The 14,246-nt window shown below is 54.6% G+C and carries 19 protein-coding genes; 12 read left to right on the forward strand and 7 right to left on the reverse strand.

The features are described 5' to 3' along the window. Nucleotides 1-89 precede the first annotated feature (89 nt). The 7 genes from TU86_RS16140 to TU86_RS16170 all read right to left on the reverse strand — a co-directional run bounded on the left by TU86_RS16140 (nucleotide 90) and on the right by TU86_RS16170 (nucleotide 6,059). Nucleotides 90-653, reverse strand: a complete 564-nt coding sequence (locus TU86_RS16140; protein WP_239658797.1) for a phage integrase Arm DNA-binding domain-containing protein — start codon at nucleotides 651-653, stop codon at nucleotides 90-92. After that, on the reverse strand, nucleotides 653-832 hold the full coding sequence (locus TU86_RS16145; RefSeq protein WP_239658798.1) for a hypothetical protein: 180 nt from the start codon (nucleotides 830-832) through the stop codon (nucleotides 653-655). The genes TU86_RS16140 and TU86_RS16145 overlap by 1 nt, the downstream gene beginning before the upstream one ends. A 595-nt stretch (nucleotides 833-1,427) precedes the next feature. Beyond that, a complete protein-coding gene (locus tag TU86_RS16155) occupies nucleotides 1,428-1,703 on the reverse strand; it encodes a hypothetical protein (RefSeq protein ID WP_048365325.1) in 276 nt (91 codons plus the stop codon). Nucleotide 1,704: 1 nt separating this feature from the next. Beyond that, complete coding sequence (locus tag TU86_RS16160; RefSeq protein ID WP_053076040.1) at nucleotides 1,705-3,477, reverse strand: S-type pyocin domain-containing protein; 1,773 nt, start codon at nucleotides 3,475-3,477, stop codon at nucleotides 1,705-1,707. A gap of 381 nt (nucleotides 3,478-3,858) precedes the next feature. After that, nucleotides 3,859-4,023 (reverse strand): hypothetical protein, encoded by a 165-nt coding sequence (locus TU86_RS23330; protein WP_239658799.1) that lies wholly within the window; start codon nucleotides 4,021-4,023, stop codon nucleotides 3,859-3,861. 311 nt (nucleotides 4,024-4,334) lie between these two features. After that, nucleotides 4,335-4,718, reverse strand: a complete 384-nt coding sequence (locus TU86_RS16165; protein ID WP_048365326.1) for a helix-turn-helix domain-containing protein — start codon at nucleotides 4,716-4,718, stop codon at nucleotides 4,335-4,337. Nucleotides 4,719-5,279: 561 nt separating this feature from the next. Beyond that, the gene (locus TU86_RS16170; protein WP_048365327.1) at nucleotides 5,280-6,059 is read right to left on the reverse strand and encodes a LexA family transcriptional regulator; all 780 of its coding nucleotides are present in this window, start codon (nucleotides 6,057-6,059) and stop codon (nucleotides 5,280-5,282) included. A 105-nt stretch (nucleotides 6,060-6,164) separates the two neighbouring features. Here TU86_RS16170 and TU86_RS16175 point away from each other — a divergent pair, with 105 nt between their 5' ends. The 12 genes from TU86_RS16175 to TU86_RS16230 form a co-directional block, all read left to right on the forward strand. Next, nucleotides 6,165-6,368, forward strand: a complete 204-nt coding sequence (locus TU86_RS16175; protein ID WP_048365328.1) for a Cro/CI family transcriptional regulator — start codon at nucleotides 6,165-6,167, stop codon at nucleotides 6,366-6,368. Between the two features lie 221 nt (nucleotides 6,369-6,589). Further along, complete coding sequence (locus tag TU86_RS16180) at nucleotides 6,590-7,300, forward strand: helix-turn-helix domain-containing protein (protein WP_239658800.1); 711 nt, start codon at nucleotides 6,590-6,592, stop codon at nucleotides 7,298-7,300. After that, nucleotides 7,293-8,660, forward strand: a complete 1,368-nt coding sequence (gene dnaB / locus TU86_RS16185) for a replicative DNA helicase (RefSeq protein WP_048365329.1) — start codon at nucleotides 7,293-7,295, stop codon at nucleotides 8,658-8,660. The genes TU86_RS16180 and dnaB overlap by 8 nt, the downstream gene beginning before the upstream one ends. Further along, nucleotides 8,660-8,869, forward strand: coding sequence for a hypothetical protein (locus TU86_RS16190; protein WP_048365330.1), 210 nt, complete (start codon nucleotides 8,660-8,662; stop codon nucleotides 8,867-8,869). The genes dnaB and TU86_RS16190 overlap by 1 nt, the downstream gene beginning before the upstream one ends. Further along, entirely contained in the window at nucleotides 8,866-10,161 is a 1,296-nt protein-coding gene (locus TU86_RS16195) for a tyrosine-type recombinase/integrase (protein ID WP_048365331.1), read from the forward strand. The genes TU86_RS16190 and TU86_RS16195 overlap by 4 nt, the downstream gene beginning before the upstream one ends. 2 nt (nucleotides 10,162-10,163) lie before the next feature. Beyond that, nucleotides 10,164-10,508: a hypothetical protein gene (locus TU86_RS16200; protein ID WP_048365332.1), complete on the forward strand. Its 345-nt coding sequence runs from the start codon at nucleotides 10,164-10,166 to the stop codon at nucleotides 10,506-10,508. Nucleotides 10,509-10,511: 3 nt separating this feature from the next. Next, complete coding sequence (locus tag TU86_RS16205; RefSeq protein ID WP_048365333.1) at nucleotides 10,512-11,075, forward strand: hypothetical protein; 564 nt, start codon at nucleotides 10,512-10,514, stop codon at nucleotides 11,073-11,075. A gap of 229 nt (nucleotides 11,076-11,304) precedes the next feature. Then, nucleotides 11,305-11,634 (forward strand): phage holin, lambda family, encoded by a 330-nt coding sequence (locus TU86_RS16210; protein ID WP_048365334.1) that lies wholly within the window; start codon nucleotides 11,305-11,307, stop codon nucleotides 11,632-11,634. Between the two features lie 60 nt (nucleotides 11,635-11,694). Beyond that, entirely contained in the window at nucleotides 11,695-11,886 is a 192-nt protein-coding gene (locus tag TU86_RS16215) for a hypothetical protein (protein WP_048365335.1), read from the forward strand. A 53-nt stretch (nucleotides 11,887-11,939) separates the two neighbouring features. Next, nucleotides 11,940-12,206, forward strand: a complete 267-nt coding sequence (locus TU86_RS16220; RefSeq protein ID WP_088500070.1) for an HNH endonuclease — start codon at nucleotides 11,940-11,942, stop codon at nucleotides 12,204-12,206. 110 nt (nucleotides 12,207-12,316) lie between these two features. Next, on the forward strand, nucleotides 12,317-12,811 hold the full coding sequence (locus tag TU86_RS16225; protein ID WP_048365337.1) for a terminase small subunit: 495 nt from the start codon (nucleotides 12,317-12,319) through the stop codon (nucleotides 12,809-12,811). Continuing rightward, a partial coding sequence (locus tag TU86_RS16230) for a terminase large subunit domain-containing protein (RefSeq protein WP_048365338.1) occupies nucleotides 12,812-14,246 on the forward strand: 1,435 nt, incomplete at its 3' end.

The following is a 14,246-nucleotide window of genomic DNA, read 5'->3' on the forward strand; positions in this document are numbered from 1 at the left end:
CGCGCGGAGTGGGCGGGCCCTGGTGAGTTAAATGTGCATGGCTGCAAATCCTCCGTGTTGTATTGGGTGGTAGTGAGTGCAGGGGGCCTCTAAGCGGTGTGTGCTCGTCCGCATCCCAAAGCCCACTCATTGAATGGGCAGAGGTGATGCTGTCCGTATTTGTCAGCCGATCTCCGCTCTGCTAATCCTTTGGCTACCGCAAAGGCAAAGATCTGCACCAGTAAGCCGCGGTGCTTGGTGTAGGCGTTGTTGCTGAACCCGTCCAGGTATTCAGCAACGGCAAGCACATCGAGCTGACCTATCAGCTGATCCCCCAAGTCCTGCCGGTAACGCTCCAGCTTGAATTGGATCTCTGCCAAAGTGCGAGCGGCATAGCCGCGATCTTTCAGCCATTCAGCCTCAAAGCGCTCCACCAGGTTGCGTATTGTGGGTAGGCGATCGCCTGTCAGGATTATGAGCAGTTCACCGACACCGGCCATTACAGGAGCCAGCTTCGCGTTGGCAGCCCTGGCCAGCTTGATGGCGTCTTCAAGGTGGCGGTTGATGCTGGTCATCAGGCCGGTGATGGGGTTGCGGTACCGCCAGTATTTGCCAATGGGGTAGAGGTTTGGGGGAAGCTTGCGATTTTTAAGAGTGCGAGGCCTTGAAGCCATTACCCAAGCTGCAGCATCTGAGCGAGCAGAGGATCACTTGATCCCATGATTGCGGCCTGCAGGTCTACGAAATACATCTCGCCTTTTACCTCACCCAGCACTTCGCCTTCTTCTATCCATTTTTTGATTTGTTGCAGGCTGGGTTTATCCCCCCGCGTAACGCAGCTTTCTGTATTCACCGGCCTCCATCAAGCGAGGGAGGCGGGCAGTGATCTGTGTAATGATCTTTGCCATGTTGATTCCATTCTCTGGGGGGAGTTTATGAAGTGAGTGGATTCTTTCGGAAAGCCCAGTCGTGGCCGCACTGACGACAGCGGCCGAGTAGGCGCCCTGTTGCTTTAAGCTTGTCCGTAGAGCTAACGGTGCTAATCTTGCCGGCAATCACCTCGTTTCTAACTAAGTTGATGAACTCTTCGTTAATCTGAAAGTACCGCCCGCCGCAACGGGTGCATCGGGCGTCGATACGTTCGCCAATATTTTTTGTAAGCATAGAGATGGCTCCATGTCTCCCGCAGGCTGCAGTGCCTGATGGGGTTGGCTAAATATCTTGTCATTAGCTTGAGGATTTCTAGGGTGTGATAATTATAGCTCTGTAGCGTGTGTTGCGAATAATTTGGCCCTACTCTGGGGAAGAAAGTTTGGTTTAATATATTTTTAAAATGTTTTTTTGTATTACGTTAGAAATAAAAAGCACGAATTGTGCTGGGTTTTTTGGTGGTGTGAATTATAAAGTTAAAGAAAACCCAGTGTGCCTGGGTTTTCTTCGGAGGAATACTATTTACTTGATGGAGTATTTTTCTTGGTAATGAATGCTGGTTCTTTCCAGTTGGGCCCGTTTCTGTAGCCTCCGTCTGCATGCTCAATCAAGCCTTCCAGCGTCATGGCCTCAACGAGCTTTAAGAGTTCAATATTGTTAGAGATATTTGCCCAGTTATTTCTGCTGTAAAGTCTATCCAGAGCAGGGTATGAGATAATTTTTTTATTTCTAGTAGCAAAAAGAATGACATCTCGTGGGTTTTCTGTAATGACTACGTCATTAATGTCGTTCATCTTATTCTCCATATACTTGTTTGTTATCAGCGATTATTGCATCTGGTGTATAGAATAAATCAGAAGAATCTTTGAGTTTGAAGTCTTCTAGAGTTGCAGTGTGAGCGTTATTCCATACGTTTCCTTCAATGCCGTCGGCAACCCCAAGAGACCTGTATCGCTCAAGCTCCCTCAGTTCGTGCGTGTAAAAGCGTTTGTCGACGTCAGTGATAGCTATTTCGCCCTTTAGGATTTTTTCGAGACGCTCAGTCATGATTTTATTGGCATCTGAGGGGGCGAATCGCCCCGTATGCAGTTTTACCAGATCTATGCCGGCTTTAGTGACCGAAGCTTTCTTCCAGTCGAGATTTTGGGTTGGGCCACCAGCTTGGTCTGGGTTGTACATGCGTCCGCTGTGTTGGCCTTTGGTGGTTGCACCCTCATAGGGGGAGTTAAATACTGCATAAATAGGCTGCAGTCCAGAGTCCACTGGGAAGCAATAAATACAATCTTGAAGATCCAATTGGTCGACAGCTGGCAAGGTTTGAGCTTTTACCTCAATTGGAGTCAGCGTCAAGCCGGTGTAAACGGGGACATCCACGGGGGTTATAGGCGTTGTTGAGGAGCTGTTGCCTGGCGAGGCAATAGGGAATACTAAGATGCGTGGTGGGGTACTCGTCGTGGTGAAGGTGTAAGCATTTAGCGCCCTGTCGAGCGTCAGAAGTCTTACAGCGACCTTTGGCGAAACTCCGCCACTGGCTTGTGTAGCAATGACTGAATACTTTGTAGAATCTCCGTAAATTCGATATGGAACGTCCACAGTTCCTTTTGCCAATGCGACCTTTAACCATTCTGCAGCAAGATTTTTAGTCGGATGATTGACAAGAATGCTTGCGGGGAGGGTCAGAGTAGTTTTTGCGCGGTCTGGTGGGTAAAGATCGCTATTACCAAGGTTGGATGGCCAAAACAATGTGGCAAACGGAATCCATCGGCTCGCTACACTTGCAGTGGTTTCCAAGGTCGCAGCGTGCTTCAGTGATTCAAATAATGCTACAGCGGCTTTCAAGACTGCATCCAGTGTCAGCGCCGAGCCTGGTGATAGAGCAACAGATCCCGCCATTGCACTCAGTTGTGCGGTTCCGGTCGATGTGATAGTGGAGGTATTAAGCAAAAGTGATAGTGCTGTGGATTTAGCTTCGAGTTGCTCAATAAGTTGAGCAATGATTTTGGCATTCTTAGCCGCTCTGTAAGAAGATTCGTAGCTATTTAGTATTTCATTGGTGCGTACAGGAAACTCACGAATAGCAAGCCCCATAGATTTAATACCAATATCTGTCCGCTGTGACTTGGAAAGTACTAGGGGGTCTCCCCCAGAGAAAGTGTTAGCGATTCTGATGGTGGCTTCGAGGTTCTGTTTTCGCGAACTGACCAGATTGTCGATAATCGTTTTATTGCCTGCAAGGCTTTGCGGGGTTTTGGTGTTGCTGATACCTGCCGCAACGAGATCTTGCTCAACCAGAGTACTCAGTGGGGTAGTAGATTTTGCATAAATTGCTTCAACATGATCTTGTACTAGTTGGAGTTTCTGAATTATGCGCCCTCGCAGATAATGTAGGTTCAGCCCTGCTGTCATCTGATTAAGTTCGGTTTGGCTCATGCCTCTCCATTCGCTACCAAAGTTGCTTGTGGTACCTATATTTCCTCTTCCTACCATACTCATGCCTGTGCCGCCTGGCATCCCATCCATGCCGACGGGTGGTTCATTGGCAATAATATGAATTGCAGCAATTTCCATAATGGATTCCTATAATAAAGGGGGGTACTTTGTTTTTTGGGTTTTGTAAGAGTTGATGCTGGTTTTTTGAATTTCTTGTTCGTGTGTCCTTATATTGCGGTTCCTACGTTTGGAAGATTGCTACATGAAATGTGTATCGATGCATATTCGATATGTTGTAGTTAGGGCTGGGTACGGTGAAAATTATGTTTACAGAACTGTTAATTCGACTTATCTGTGAGCAACATAAGCTATGATGACGGTCATTATTATTCCGATGCGTAATGCCCAAATGTGAAGAGCTTTTCCGAACAGTTTGACACTGCTCCGCTTTGCTTGGGCACGTGTCCGGTGGCGTTGTTATGTCCGAAGCGCTCAATAATGATCTTGCTGGTAGCGTGCTCAATTAATGCGAAATTGTTTCCCCCCGCTTGGCTTGACGATGAAGCGAGGAGCCAGTGGCGGGGCAATGACGTTTGGCTTCTGGTAGAAATCAGCAGTGGCTTGGCGTGTGCGTTCGCGCAACCCATCGAGAATGGCGCGGCGCTGGGTGAAGGTTGGGTGCATGGTCGGTCCTCGACAGAGTTACGGGTATTCGTCAGCGCTCAAGCGTCGGGCGGAGTACTCACGAATAACCGCAGAATTGAAAAGCCCGGTCGAAACCGGGCTGTGTAGCGCTCTCAACAACGCCTCCGTATGTGAGAGCAAGGCCGGGGCGCGCAGAGTCGGCGGGCCCTGGTGATTTAAATGTGCATGACTGCAAATCCTACATGTTGTATTGAGTGGTAGTGAGTGCAGGGGGCCGCCAAGCGGTGTGTTCTCGTCCGCATCCCAAAGCCCACTCAATGAATGGGCAGAAGTGATGCTGTCCGTATTTGTCAGCCGATCAGCTCGACCGCTTCTGCGCGGCGTATCAGGCGCAGTTCGGCGAAGCGGCGTTCAGTGGGGCGACGGTCGCGGCGGGCCATTTGGTCGTCAGTGGCGGTGTGGATGGCGATCAGGCCAGCCAGCAGCAGGCACAGCGGGGTGATGATCTGGCGGCGCATGGCTTCGGCGACCAGCGCGCCTTGGCGGTGAACGCCAAGCTTGAACATGGCGTTGGCCAGACGCTTGACCACGGTGCTCGGTGCAATGCCGAACACTCTGGCGATCTCCTTGGCGGTTAGGCCTTGAGCGACCGATAAGACGAATTGCAGCTCTCGCGGCGCAAGGCCACGGCCGAGGTGGCCTTTCCATGCGCCGTCAACGATTGTCGATTCCATGATGTGTTCTCGGTTGTTTTCCCAATGCACCCGGTTGCCCAGGTGCAGCGGTGAAAGTGTCCGTGACGCGCCCAAGCCCGCTACTGGCGACGGCTTGGGGGTTCTGCATCAAGTTGTCCTGGTGCGCTGGGGTAGGCCTACCTTTCGGCTGATGCGCGGTCACATCCTCGGCCTGACTGTCCGCTGCCTGTAAGGGTGTAGGGCGCAGCCTTCAGGCTTGCCACGCCGCGCAGGTGAATCGCTCAAATGTGCATTGGTGCAAATCCTCCATTTCTAACGGTGGGTTACTGCACGCCGACTTACCGAGGTCGATACGGCAGCACTCAGGGAGGCTCCAGCCTATGAGTGCGCTAACGACCTTTCCCGTTCGGCGCTGTGCATCAATTCGTTGTTAAAGAGCGTTCGGGTTGCCCCTGGCATCTCTGCCGTGCTGCCGGTGCGTTGGCGACAGGAGAAAGTTAACCATCGGTGTATGCCGTCGGTCAATACCGATGGTTAACTATTTTTCTTTGGACGAAAAAAATCCCGCACTAAGGCGGGACTAGGTGGATTTTTTATTGGTTACCAGAGTGCAGATGACCAGAAAACACGGCCTAGAATCACGATTTCGTGCTCCTGCATGTCGCCTAGCGAGTATTCCTCGTCGGGATGCTCCTCGCGATTAAAGCTTCGCATCCGTACGCCACCACCGGGCAGGCGATAAAGTGTTTTTACGCGCAACTGTCCGCCATGATCGATCGCATACATTTTCCCATCGCTTACTGTGGTTGTTCCCTGGTCAACCCCGACAGTGCTCCCGTCCGGCAGAACTGGCTCCATGCTATTGCCGCGCACGGTTACGCATACTGCTTCGTCAGGTTGTACTCCCTGGCGTCTGAGGGTGAGCTTTCCGAAGCGTAGTTTTTGTCTTGGAGATTGCTGGATACAGCTGCGGCCTTGGCCGGCAGACAGTTCCACTTCCTTGAGGAACGGCACGTATACCTCGTCATCGTCGAGCGGAGTTTCGTCGTCCCACGTGTCTAGCGGGCCAATCATCACTGCATTTGAAGTGGGGAGCGACCGATCCGGGGTGGCTCTAGTGAGTTTGTCTATTTCTGCGGCCAGTCGTGGACTGAACTTTTCGACGGGCTCTTGAAGCTGTTCTGAAAGGACTGCTGCGAATTGTGCGTTCAAAGGGTTAATGCCTTTGAAATACAAATTCACCGCCGCCGGCGTAACCCCAGCAGCGTCCGCAATCTTTCTCTGGCTGAGTTTCAGCTCATTCTTCTTCGAGAGAAATAGGTCGTGAGCAGCCTTGCACTCGGCAAGGCGGTCTGGCGGGAGGATGCGCTTTTTAGTCATGGGGGGAATCTATTACCAATGGTTAAAACAAAGAAGAAACCATCGGTATTGATAGTTGATTAACAGATGGTTAATATCGTGCTCATTAACACCTGAGGTACGACCATGAAAGAGACTTCCCTCGATGAATTCGTGGCCGAGAAAGGGCAGTCCGAAGCCGCAAGGCTTCTGGGTGTGACCCCTCCGGCTATCTACAAAGCTATTGCTGCTGGGAGGCACATTCGCGTTCTTGAGCTTTCAGCTGGCATTTTCAAAGCCAGTGAACTGCGTCCATTCCCATCCCAACCTACAAAACTTCAAGTCGCCTAAACGCTTGCTGGTGATTGCAGTATCCGCTCGCTTTTGGCCCAGCGGCAGAACCTCGGATTAGCTGTTAATCCATCCAGCAGTCAAATCGCAGGCATAAAAAAACCGGGTTGCACCCCGGCTTCTTCACTACAACTGCAGGGGGCTATTATGAGCACCAAACGATTTTCAAACAATACCCACAACGCACAGGATCGTGCTCAAGTCGTTTCCGGCGGCCTACTGTGAGTACGGTCATCATGAGCGCGTGCTGGCCGTTGCAAGGCATGACCGCTACTAAAAAAGCGGTGTTGATCAGCCTTGCGGATAACGCCAATGATGATGGAGTTTGCTGGCCTTCGATCAGCACAATTGGTGTTCGTACCTGTCTCTCCGAGCGGGCTGTACGGGATGCGTTGCGTTGGTTGGAAGAGGCGGGTGTATTGGTTAGCAATCAGCGCTACGGCCGATCCACTTGGTACACCATCACCCCGGCAGGATATGCCCCCGGCGCCATATGCCCCCCGGCAGCAGATGCCCCACCACCCCGGCAGGAGATGCCGGATACCCCGGCGCCATATGCCCCCAGAACCGTAAAGGAACCATCAATTGAACCGTCACCTCTTGTCGAGGGTGTGAATTCGTCGAAAGTCTCGAAGCTGAAATGCGATCCGCAAGCCATCGTCGACTTGTTCAACCAAGCCCTTCCGGGGCTGCCACAAGTTGCAATGCTCACCAAGGATCGGAGAGCCAAGATCAAAGCGCGATGGGCCGAAAGCGAAGTTCATCAGGATCTTGAATTCTGGGCTGACTTCTTTGCGCTGGTGAGCGCAAGCACTTTCCTGATGGGCGCGGAGAGCGGTCGCGATGGTGCAAAGCCTTTCCGGGCAACGTTTGACTGGCTGATCAAGCCGAGCAACTTCGTCAAGGTTGTGGAGGGTAATTACAATGCGTGATCCCTACAGCGTTGAGGCTGAACACGGTGTGCTGGGCGCGATGTTCCTGCGTCCTGAGTTGATCGACATCCTGAGTGCTGACCTGGCTGTCGGTGATTTTTACTATCAGGACAATGCTGCCCTGTATCGCGGCATTTTGAGCCTGCACGCTGACAGCAAGCCGGTTGACCCCGTGACGGTGGGCATCCACATCGGCGAGCTGCCAAGTGGCAAGAAAGCCATTTGGTACGCGTCTGAAATTACCCGCAACGTTCCAAGCGCTGCCAACGCCGCGTCGTACGCCCTCACGGTTCGTGAGCGCAGCCTCGACCGGGCCATGATCGAATTGAGCGACCGCATCAACGAGATCGCTCACAGCGACCAGCCAACTGTGGACAAGGTCGCAGCGGTGCAGGCTGAAGCGCAGGCCATCGACGGGCAGTCCGCAACGTCCGAGGTGGTCATGGCCGAAGACATGCTGGATGACTACATCGAGGTTTTGCAGGCTCGCGCTGATCGGGGGGAGGGCATCGACGGGTTGTCTACTGGCATTCCTGACCTGGACGCCAAGCTGCAAGGCTTGAAGCCTGAGCAGTTGATCATCATTGCGGGCCGTCCGGCGATGGGTAAAACCACCTTGGCCATGAACATTGCTTCCCACGTTGCGATCCGCGAGGCCAAGAGTGTCATGGCGTTCAGCCTGGAGATGAACAGTACAGGTCTGCTGGATCGTTTTATGGCGTCCGAAGGCCGAATCCCGCTGCAACTGATCAAGAACGGTACAGCGCCGCAGACCCATGGCGCTGAGTTGATGAGCGCTGCGGGAAAGCTCAAGCACTCCAAATTATCTATCTCAGACCGGGCGTCAATGACGATCAACCGGATTCGTTCGGCTGCGCGTCGACACAAGCGCCGACACGGTCTGGATTTAATCGTGATCGATTACCTGCAACTGATGGACTCCGATTCGCGCACGTTCAGCCGTGAGCAGGAAATCAGTTACATGACACGCAGCGCCAAGCTTATGGCCCGTGAGCTGGGTATCCCGGTGATTTTGCTGAGCCAGCTATCACGCGAATGTGAAAAGCGCCCAAACAAGCGCCCGATCAACTCCGACTTGCGTGAGTCCGGGGCCATTGAGCAAGACGCGGACATCATCCTGTTCGTGTACCGCGACGAGGTTTACCACGAACACAGCGACGCCAAAGGCATCGCAGAAATCATCATCGGCAAAGGCCGGGACATCGAAACCGGGACCGTACGCACGGCCTTTCTGGGTCAGTACAGCCGGTTTGAGCAACTGGCGGCGGGCTGGGTCGAGACGCCAAAGGTTCAGAAGGTCACCAGTATGGCCAGCCGTTACAGCAAGGATAAATCCTGATGCCTAACCCCAATCTCGCCCCGGCTGAGCCGAGTGCGTTCCGCTGGGCCGTTCACTGCTGTTCGTACAAGCTCGATTTGAGCTACGGCCCTGACCGCGCCGTGGCCTTGTTTGAGCATGAAGGCGTGGCCCACACCTTTGGCCGCCTGATGTGGCCCAACACTTACGAGGTTGTCGACCGGCAGCCTCAACCGGAAGGTGCCCTGTGAACACCAAAATCAAAACCCTGACCGTGAAGCTGTCGGATGCGGAGATTGGTCGCAATGCCAAGATTGAGCACGTGCGGGACCTGCGTGATGCCGGCCATCCTGCGTTGCATTTTCGGTTTGGCAAGAACCGCACCCGAGGCTCCTGGTACTTGGTCAATAAGCGCCGTTGGCACCGTATCGGCGCGTTCCCGGACTTGAGCGCCAAGCAGGTGCTGGCTGCGTTGCCCTCTGTGCGCCTGCGGGTTTCGGCTGATGCTGGCTCGGCTATTTCGCAGTGGGCGACCACGGGTGAACTGCTCACCTGGTATGCCGATCGCATGGCCCGTGACCGCAATCTTTCGGCCAAGCGCAAGAATACCGGTGCCTCGGCAATGAAGTGCCATCTGCTGCCGCGCCTGGGCGATTTGCCGTTGGTTGAGGTCAACAAGGCGGCGCTCGACAAGCTGCTGATGTGGCCACTGCAAGAAACCCTTTCAATCGATTACGTGCGTCTGGCGTTCCAGTTGCTGGCTTTGGCGTTCCGTCAGGCCTTGGCGCTGGGCCTGATCACGTCCAATCCGATGGCGGGCATCAAGTTCAAGGACTTCTCAAAGGCCAAGGTGAGCATCAAACCGTCTCGTTTGCGCGGGGTGCAGTTGCAGGACTTGCTTGGTGAGTTGGGGCAGGTGATGGATAGCGAACCGGCTGACGCCATGCTGGCCCTGATGATGCTGTGCCACGGCACACGCATTGGTGAGACCCGGCAAGCGCGCTGGTCGCATATCAGTCTGGCCGAGGGTGAGTGGTTCATTCCGGCTGAGCACACCAAGACCGGTGTTGAGCATCACCTGCCGCTGACTGAGCAAGTCCGCAGCCTGTTGATCCAGTACCGAGAAAATCAAATCGCCCGCGGCTATGACGGCCAGTACTTGTTCCCGGCGCGCAATGGTAAGGCGTTGAGTGAAGGGCAGTCTTTCGCAGTGTTTACCCGCTTGGGGAAGGGCGACTGGACCAGTCACGACCTGCGCAAGCTTGCGCGCACGGGTTGGGCTGTTCTCGGTGTTGATCACTTGATTGGTGAGCTGCTGATCAACCATGCGATGGGCCACAACGTGCAGGTGTACATCCAGTCGGACGTGATGAACCGAAAGCGTGATGCGCTGGAGAAGTGGCACGCGCATCTAGATCAGAAGGGTTTGAACCTGATCCACGGGCAGACAGGCGTTAGATTCAAAGAATCCGGAAATACGCTGGAGGCCGCTAACGGCGTGGCATGCAGTACCATTCAGAAATCAACCATAGGCGAGGATTAAAAATGGCAGATAACCTCAGCGCAGGGGGTCTGGCGATGATCACCGGAGCCTTCAGCATTACGGAAAACATCGGGCGCTCTGTCGATCTGGTCCAGTTCGTTGCCCCATATTGCTCGGTGTTTCTTCAGGACGGCTACTTCGATGCTGATGTCTCAGGCCTTTGGATCGTGACCGCTGATGGTCTGATACGTAATGCGGAAGGAGGCACAGTCGTAAGCAATCTTGCGGGTGTTGATCCGCGCCACCTTCGCACGCTACAGCGCTATTCGTGCTTAACAGATCATTGGGCCGACCAGATGGGGTCTACGAGCTTTGAAATCTGCCCGATCAGCAGCCAAGGAGACTGAGTGATGGCTCTTTATAAAGACGTGATGGGCACCTTGGTGCGTGTGCTTGCAGCAGACAACATCGATAACTCCACTAAGCAAAGCTGGCAGAAACTGATTGATGCTGAATTACGCTCGGGCGGGCAGGGCGCTGGTATCTCGGTGCGTGACAAATTCGACTATGACTGCTGCTTGTATGCCTTGTTGCACCGTGAACTGGCCCCGGCGCATTGGGATGTTCTGGTGGCGAAGTACTCGACGCACAAGGCCAACAAAGTCGCGGCCATAGGGCGGTTAATAAGCCGGATTGCCTCACCAGCACCGCAACTATTCATCTATAAAGCTGTGACTGCCTGGGCCATTCCGAAGCTTAAGGGCGTTCAGTCTGGAAAGCGCTCAACAGACATGATCGTGCTGCCTGCGGAGTTCTATGACATGAACACTTGGGATCTTGAAGCATCGCCTGAGCGCACGCGGCATAGATGGCGTTTAGGTATCCACAAGCGGTTGGAAGCCTTGGAGGAGGCAGCAGTGATACACGCAACAGAGATTTTTGACCGGGAGGAAATCTTTATAGATGCGGCTTGACTGAGTGGCGAAGTGGCCGTAAATTAACCCCATCATGTCGATTTTGCGCGTTATGAGGATCGACCAGTAAAAGCCCTGCCATTGAGCGGGGCTTTTTGCTTTCTACAGTTCACTGAGCCCTGGCATTTGCCGGGGCTTTTTCGTTTTCGGCTCCGCCACACCCGTAGCTCCAAGCCGGGAGTGCTGTCGGGGCCGAACTTATTTCACTCCCCGCAAGGGAGGACACCGGATGCCTCATATGCCTGATAAGCCAGACACTTGGGTGATCGCGCTTGCGTGGCTTAGTCAGCACTCGCCGACTATTTACGCGGCGTTAGCATCAGCTGCGATGGCAGTGGCCCGCATCATCTACGGCGGTGGTACTCGGCGGCAGGCGATGCTTGAAGCGACCATCTGTATGTTGCTCACCACCAGCCTGATTGCGGTGCTGGAGTACTTCGGCCTGCCGTCCAGTCTGGCCACACCTGCAGGCATTTGGATTGGCTTCTTGGGTGTGAAGAAGATCGCTGACTTTGCTGACCGCTTCGCTGACTTCAAGCTGCCACGGCGATTGGAATGATGGCCTGTAACGGATGCGCCGCCCGGCGCGCACGACTTAACAAGTGGAAGGCGATTGCATATGAACGAGCCGCAGAACTCCTTGGCTGGCCTGTTAAGCCAGGTACTGGCCGAGCAGATCAAGCAGACCGCGATCCTCGAACGGATAGCGACTCAACAGACCCAACTGATCACAGCGTTGGCAGACGAGGGTGACGACGAACCTGACCCGGATGCATTGCCGCAAACCTATATCAGCGGAAAGCGTATCTGATGGCCAAGTTACCTAGCCTCAAGTCCCGCATTAAGCCGCATGAAGGCCGCAAAATGACCTCACTCGCTGAGGCTGCGGGCAGCGAAGGCTGGGGTTCTGGTCGCGGCGGGCGTCCTTGGCGTCGCAAGCGAGAGACCATTTTGTTGCGGGATCACTACACCTGTCGTAACTGCGGTCTGGTCACTCACAGCCTTGAGGTTGACCACATCGTTAACCTGGCCCAAGGCGGTACCGAAGACGACAGCAACCTTCAGGCGCTCTGCATCCCTTGCCACAAGGTCAAGACGGCTCGCGAATCCATTGCTCATCTCGGCTGTTGAGATTCACAGCTTGAGCAAGGGGGGGCGGGTCGAAACCTCCAGACCTTTTGTCTCGGACACCACCCCCTCCCGCACGCGCACATTTTTTGCCTTTTCAGGAATTTTTGTTAATGGCTTTAACACCCAAGAAGCGGGCATTCGTCGACGCTTTGCGGGGCGGTGCCTCAAACAAGGACGCTGCAATCGCCGCAGGCTATGCGGCGTCCAGCGCATCGGCGGCCGGATCACGGCTGGCTAAAGACCCTTACGTTATAGCCGCAATGGCCGGCACGACCTTTAACAAAAAAGTTAACAAAATTGTTAAAGCTCCAGCAGCGCAACACCCGGCTGCTGATGCGCCGCAAGCAGCTGATTCCGATGACAGCCCCGGCTTCGATTTGAACAAGGCGCTGTCCTTCTCCGACCCCAAAGCGTTCCTGCTGGCAGCCATGAATGACCATGAGGCCGACTCAAAGCTGCGGGTCGATGCCGCCAAAGCGCTGATGCCCTTTATGCACCCGCGCAAAGGCGAGACCGGGAAAAAGACCGAACGAGAAAACGCGGCGAAGGTTGCCGGAGCAGGGCGCTTCGGTGCGAGCCCTCCACCTTTGAAGGCGGTCAAGTAAATGCAATGGACGACCGCATGCCCTGACTGGGAGCAAAAGCTGCGCCTGGGGCAGTCGATCATCCCGGCACCGTTATTCCCGCAGGAAGCCGAAGCCGGCCTGGCCGTGCTACGCGAACTGAAGATCGTCGATGCACCGGGCAGCCCAACCATTGGCGAATCATGCGCCGAGTGGGTGTTCGACTTTGCCGGGGCCATCTTCGGCGCCTACGACTACACCACCGGTCGCCGGCTGATTTCTGAGTACATGTTGTGTATTCCGAAGAAAAACTCCAAGTCGACCATTGCAGCCGGGATAATGCTCACCGCATTGATTCGTAATTGGCGCATGTCGGCTGAGTTCATCATCCTGGCTCCGACCAAGGAAATTGCTGACAACTCGTTCAAGCCAGCGGCCGACATGGTCAAGCACGACGAGGAACTGCGCGACCTGATGCACGTTCAGCCGCACCTGCGCACCATCACTCACCGCGAAACCGGTGCCACGCTCAAGGTTGTGGCCGCCGATGGCGATACGGTCGGCGGTAAGAAAGCAGTCGGCGTGCTGATCGACGAAGCTTGGCTATTTGGCAAGAACGTCAAGGCACCGGACATTATCCGCGAAGCCACGGGCGGTCTGGCGTCACGGCCTGAAGGTTTTGTGATCTGGCTGACCACGCAGTCCAACGAGCCGCCTGCCGGTGTGTTCCGCGAGAAGCTCAAATACTCCCGCGCTGTGCGTGACGGGCGTATTGATGACAACCAGTTCCTGCCTGTGATCTACGAGTTTCCGCAGTCAATGATCAAAAGCGGTGAGGCCCGCTTGATCGAGAACTTCCACCTGGTTAACCCGAATATGGGGTTCTCGGTGGACGAAGCTTTCCTGCTGCGCAGCTTCAAAATGGCGCAGGAAGCGGGCGAAGAAGAGCTACGGGGATTTCTGGCCAAGCACGCCAACATCGAAGTCGGTTTAGCGCTGCTCTCCGAGCGCTGGGCCGGTGCCGACTTTTGGGAGATTCAAGGCAAACGCCCAGGGCTGAGCTTCGATGACCTGCTGCGTATGTGCGAAGTGATCGACATCGGCATCGATGGCGGCGGACTGGACGACCTGCTGGGCTTTGCCGCAATTGGCAGACACCGAAAAACACGCGAATGGCTGCTATGGAACCACGCATGGGCTCACCCTTCGGTGCTGACCCGGCGGCAAACTGTGGCGGCCAACTTTCACGACTTCGCCAAAGACGGAAACCTCACCTTGGTCGAGCAGATCGGCCAAGACGTGGAGCAGGTCGCCAGTCTGGTCGCCCGAGTAGAACAGTCCGGCTTGCTTGACAAGGTCGGTCTCGATCCGGCAGGTATCGGCGCGATTCTCGATGCCCTGGTCGAGGCCGGTGTCCCTGAAGAGAAGGTCATCGGCATTTCACAAGGCTGGAAACTGGGAGGCGCGATCAAAACCG

Origin of the sequence: Pseudomonas weihenstephanensis (assembly GCF_001043055.1) — a bacterium.
Classification (GTDB): domain Bacteria; phylum Pseudomonadota; class Gammaproteobacteria; order Pseudomonadales; family Pseudomonadaceae; genus Aquipseudomonas; species Aquipseudomonas weihenstephanensis.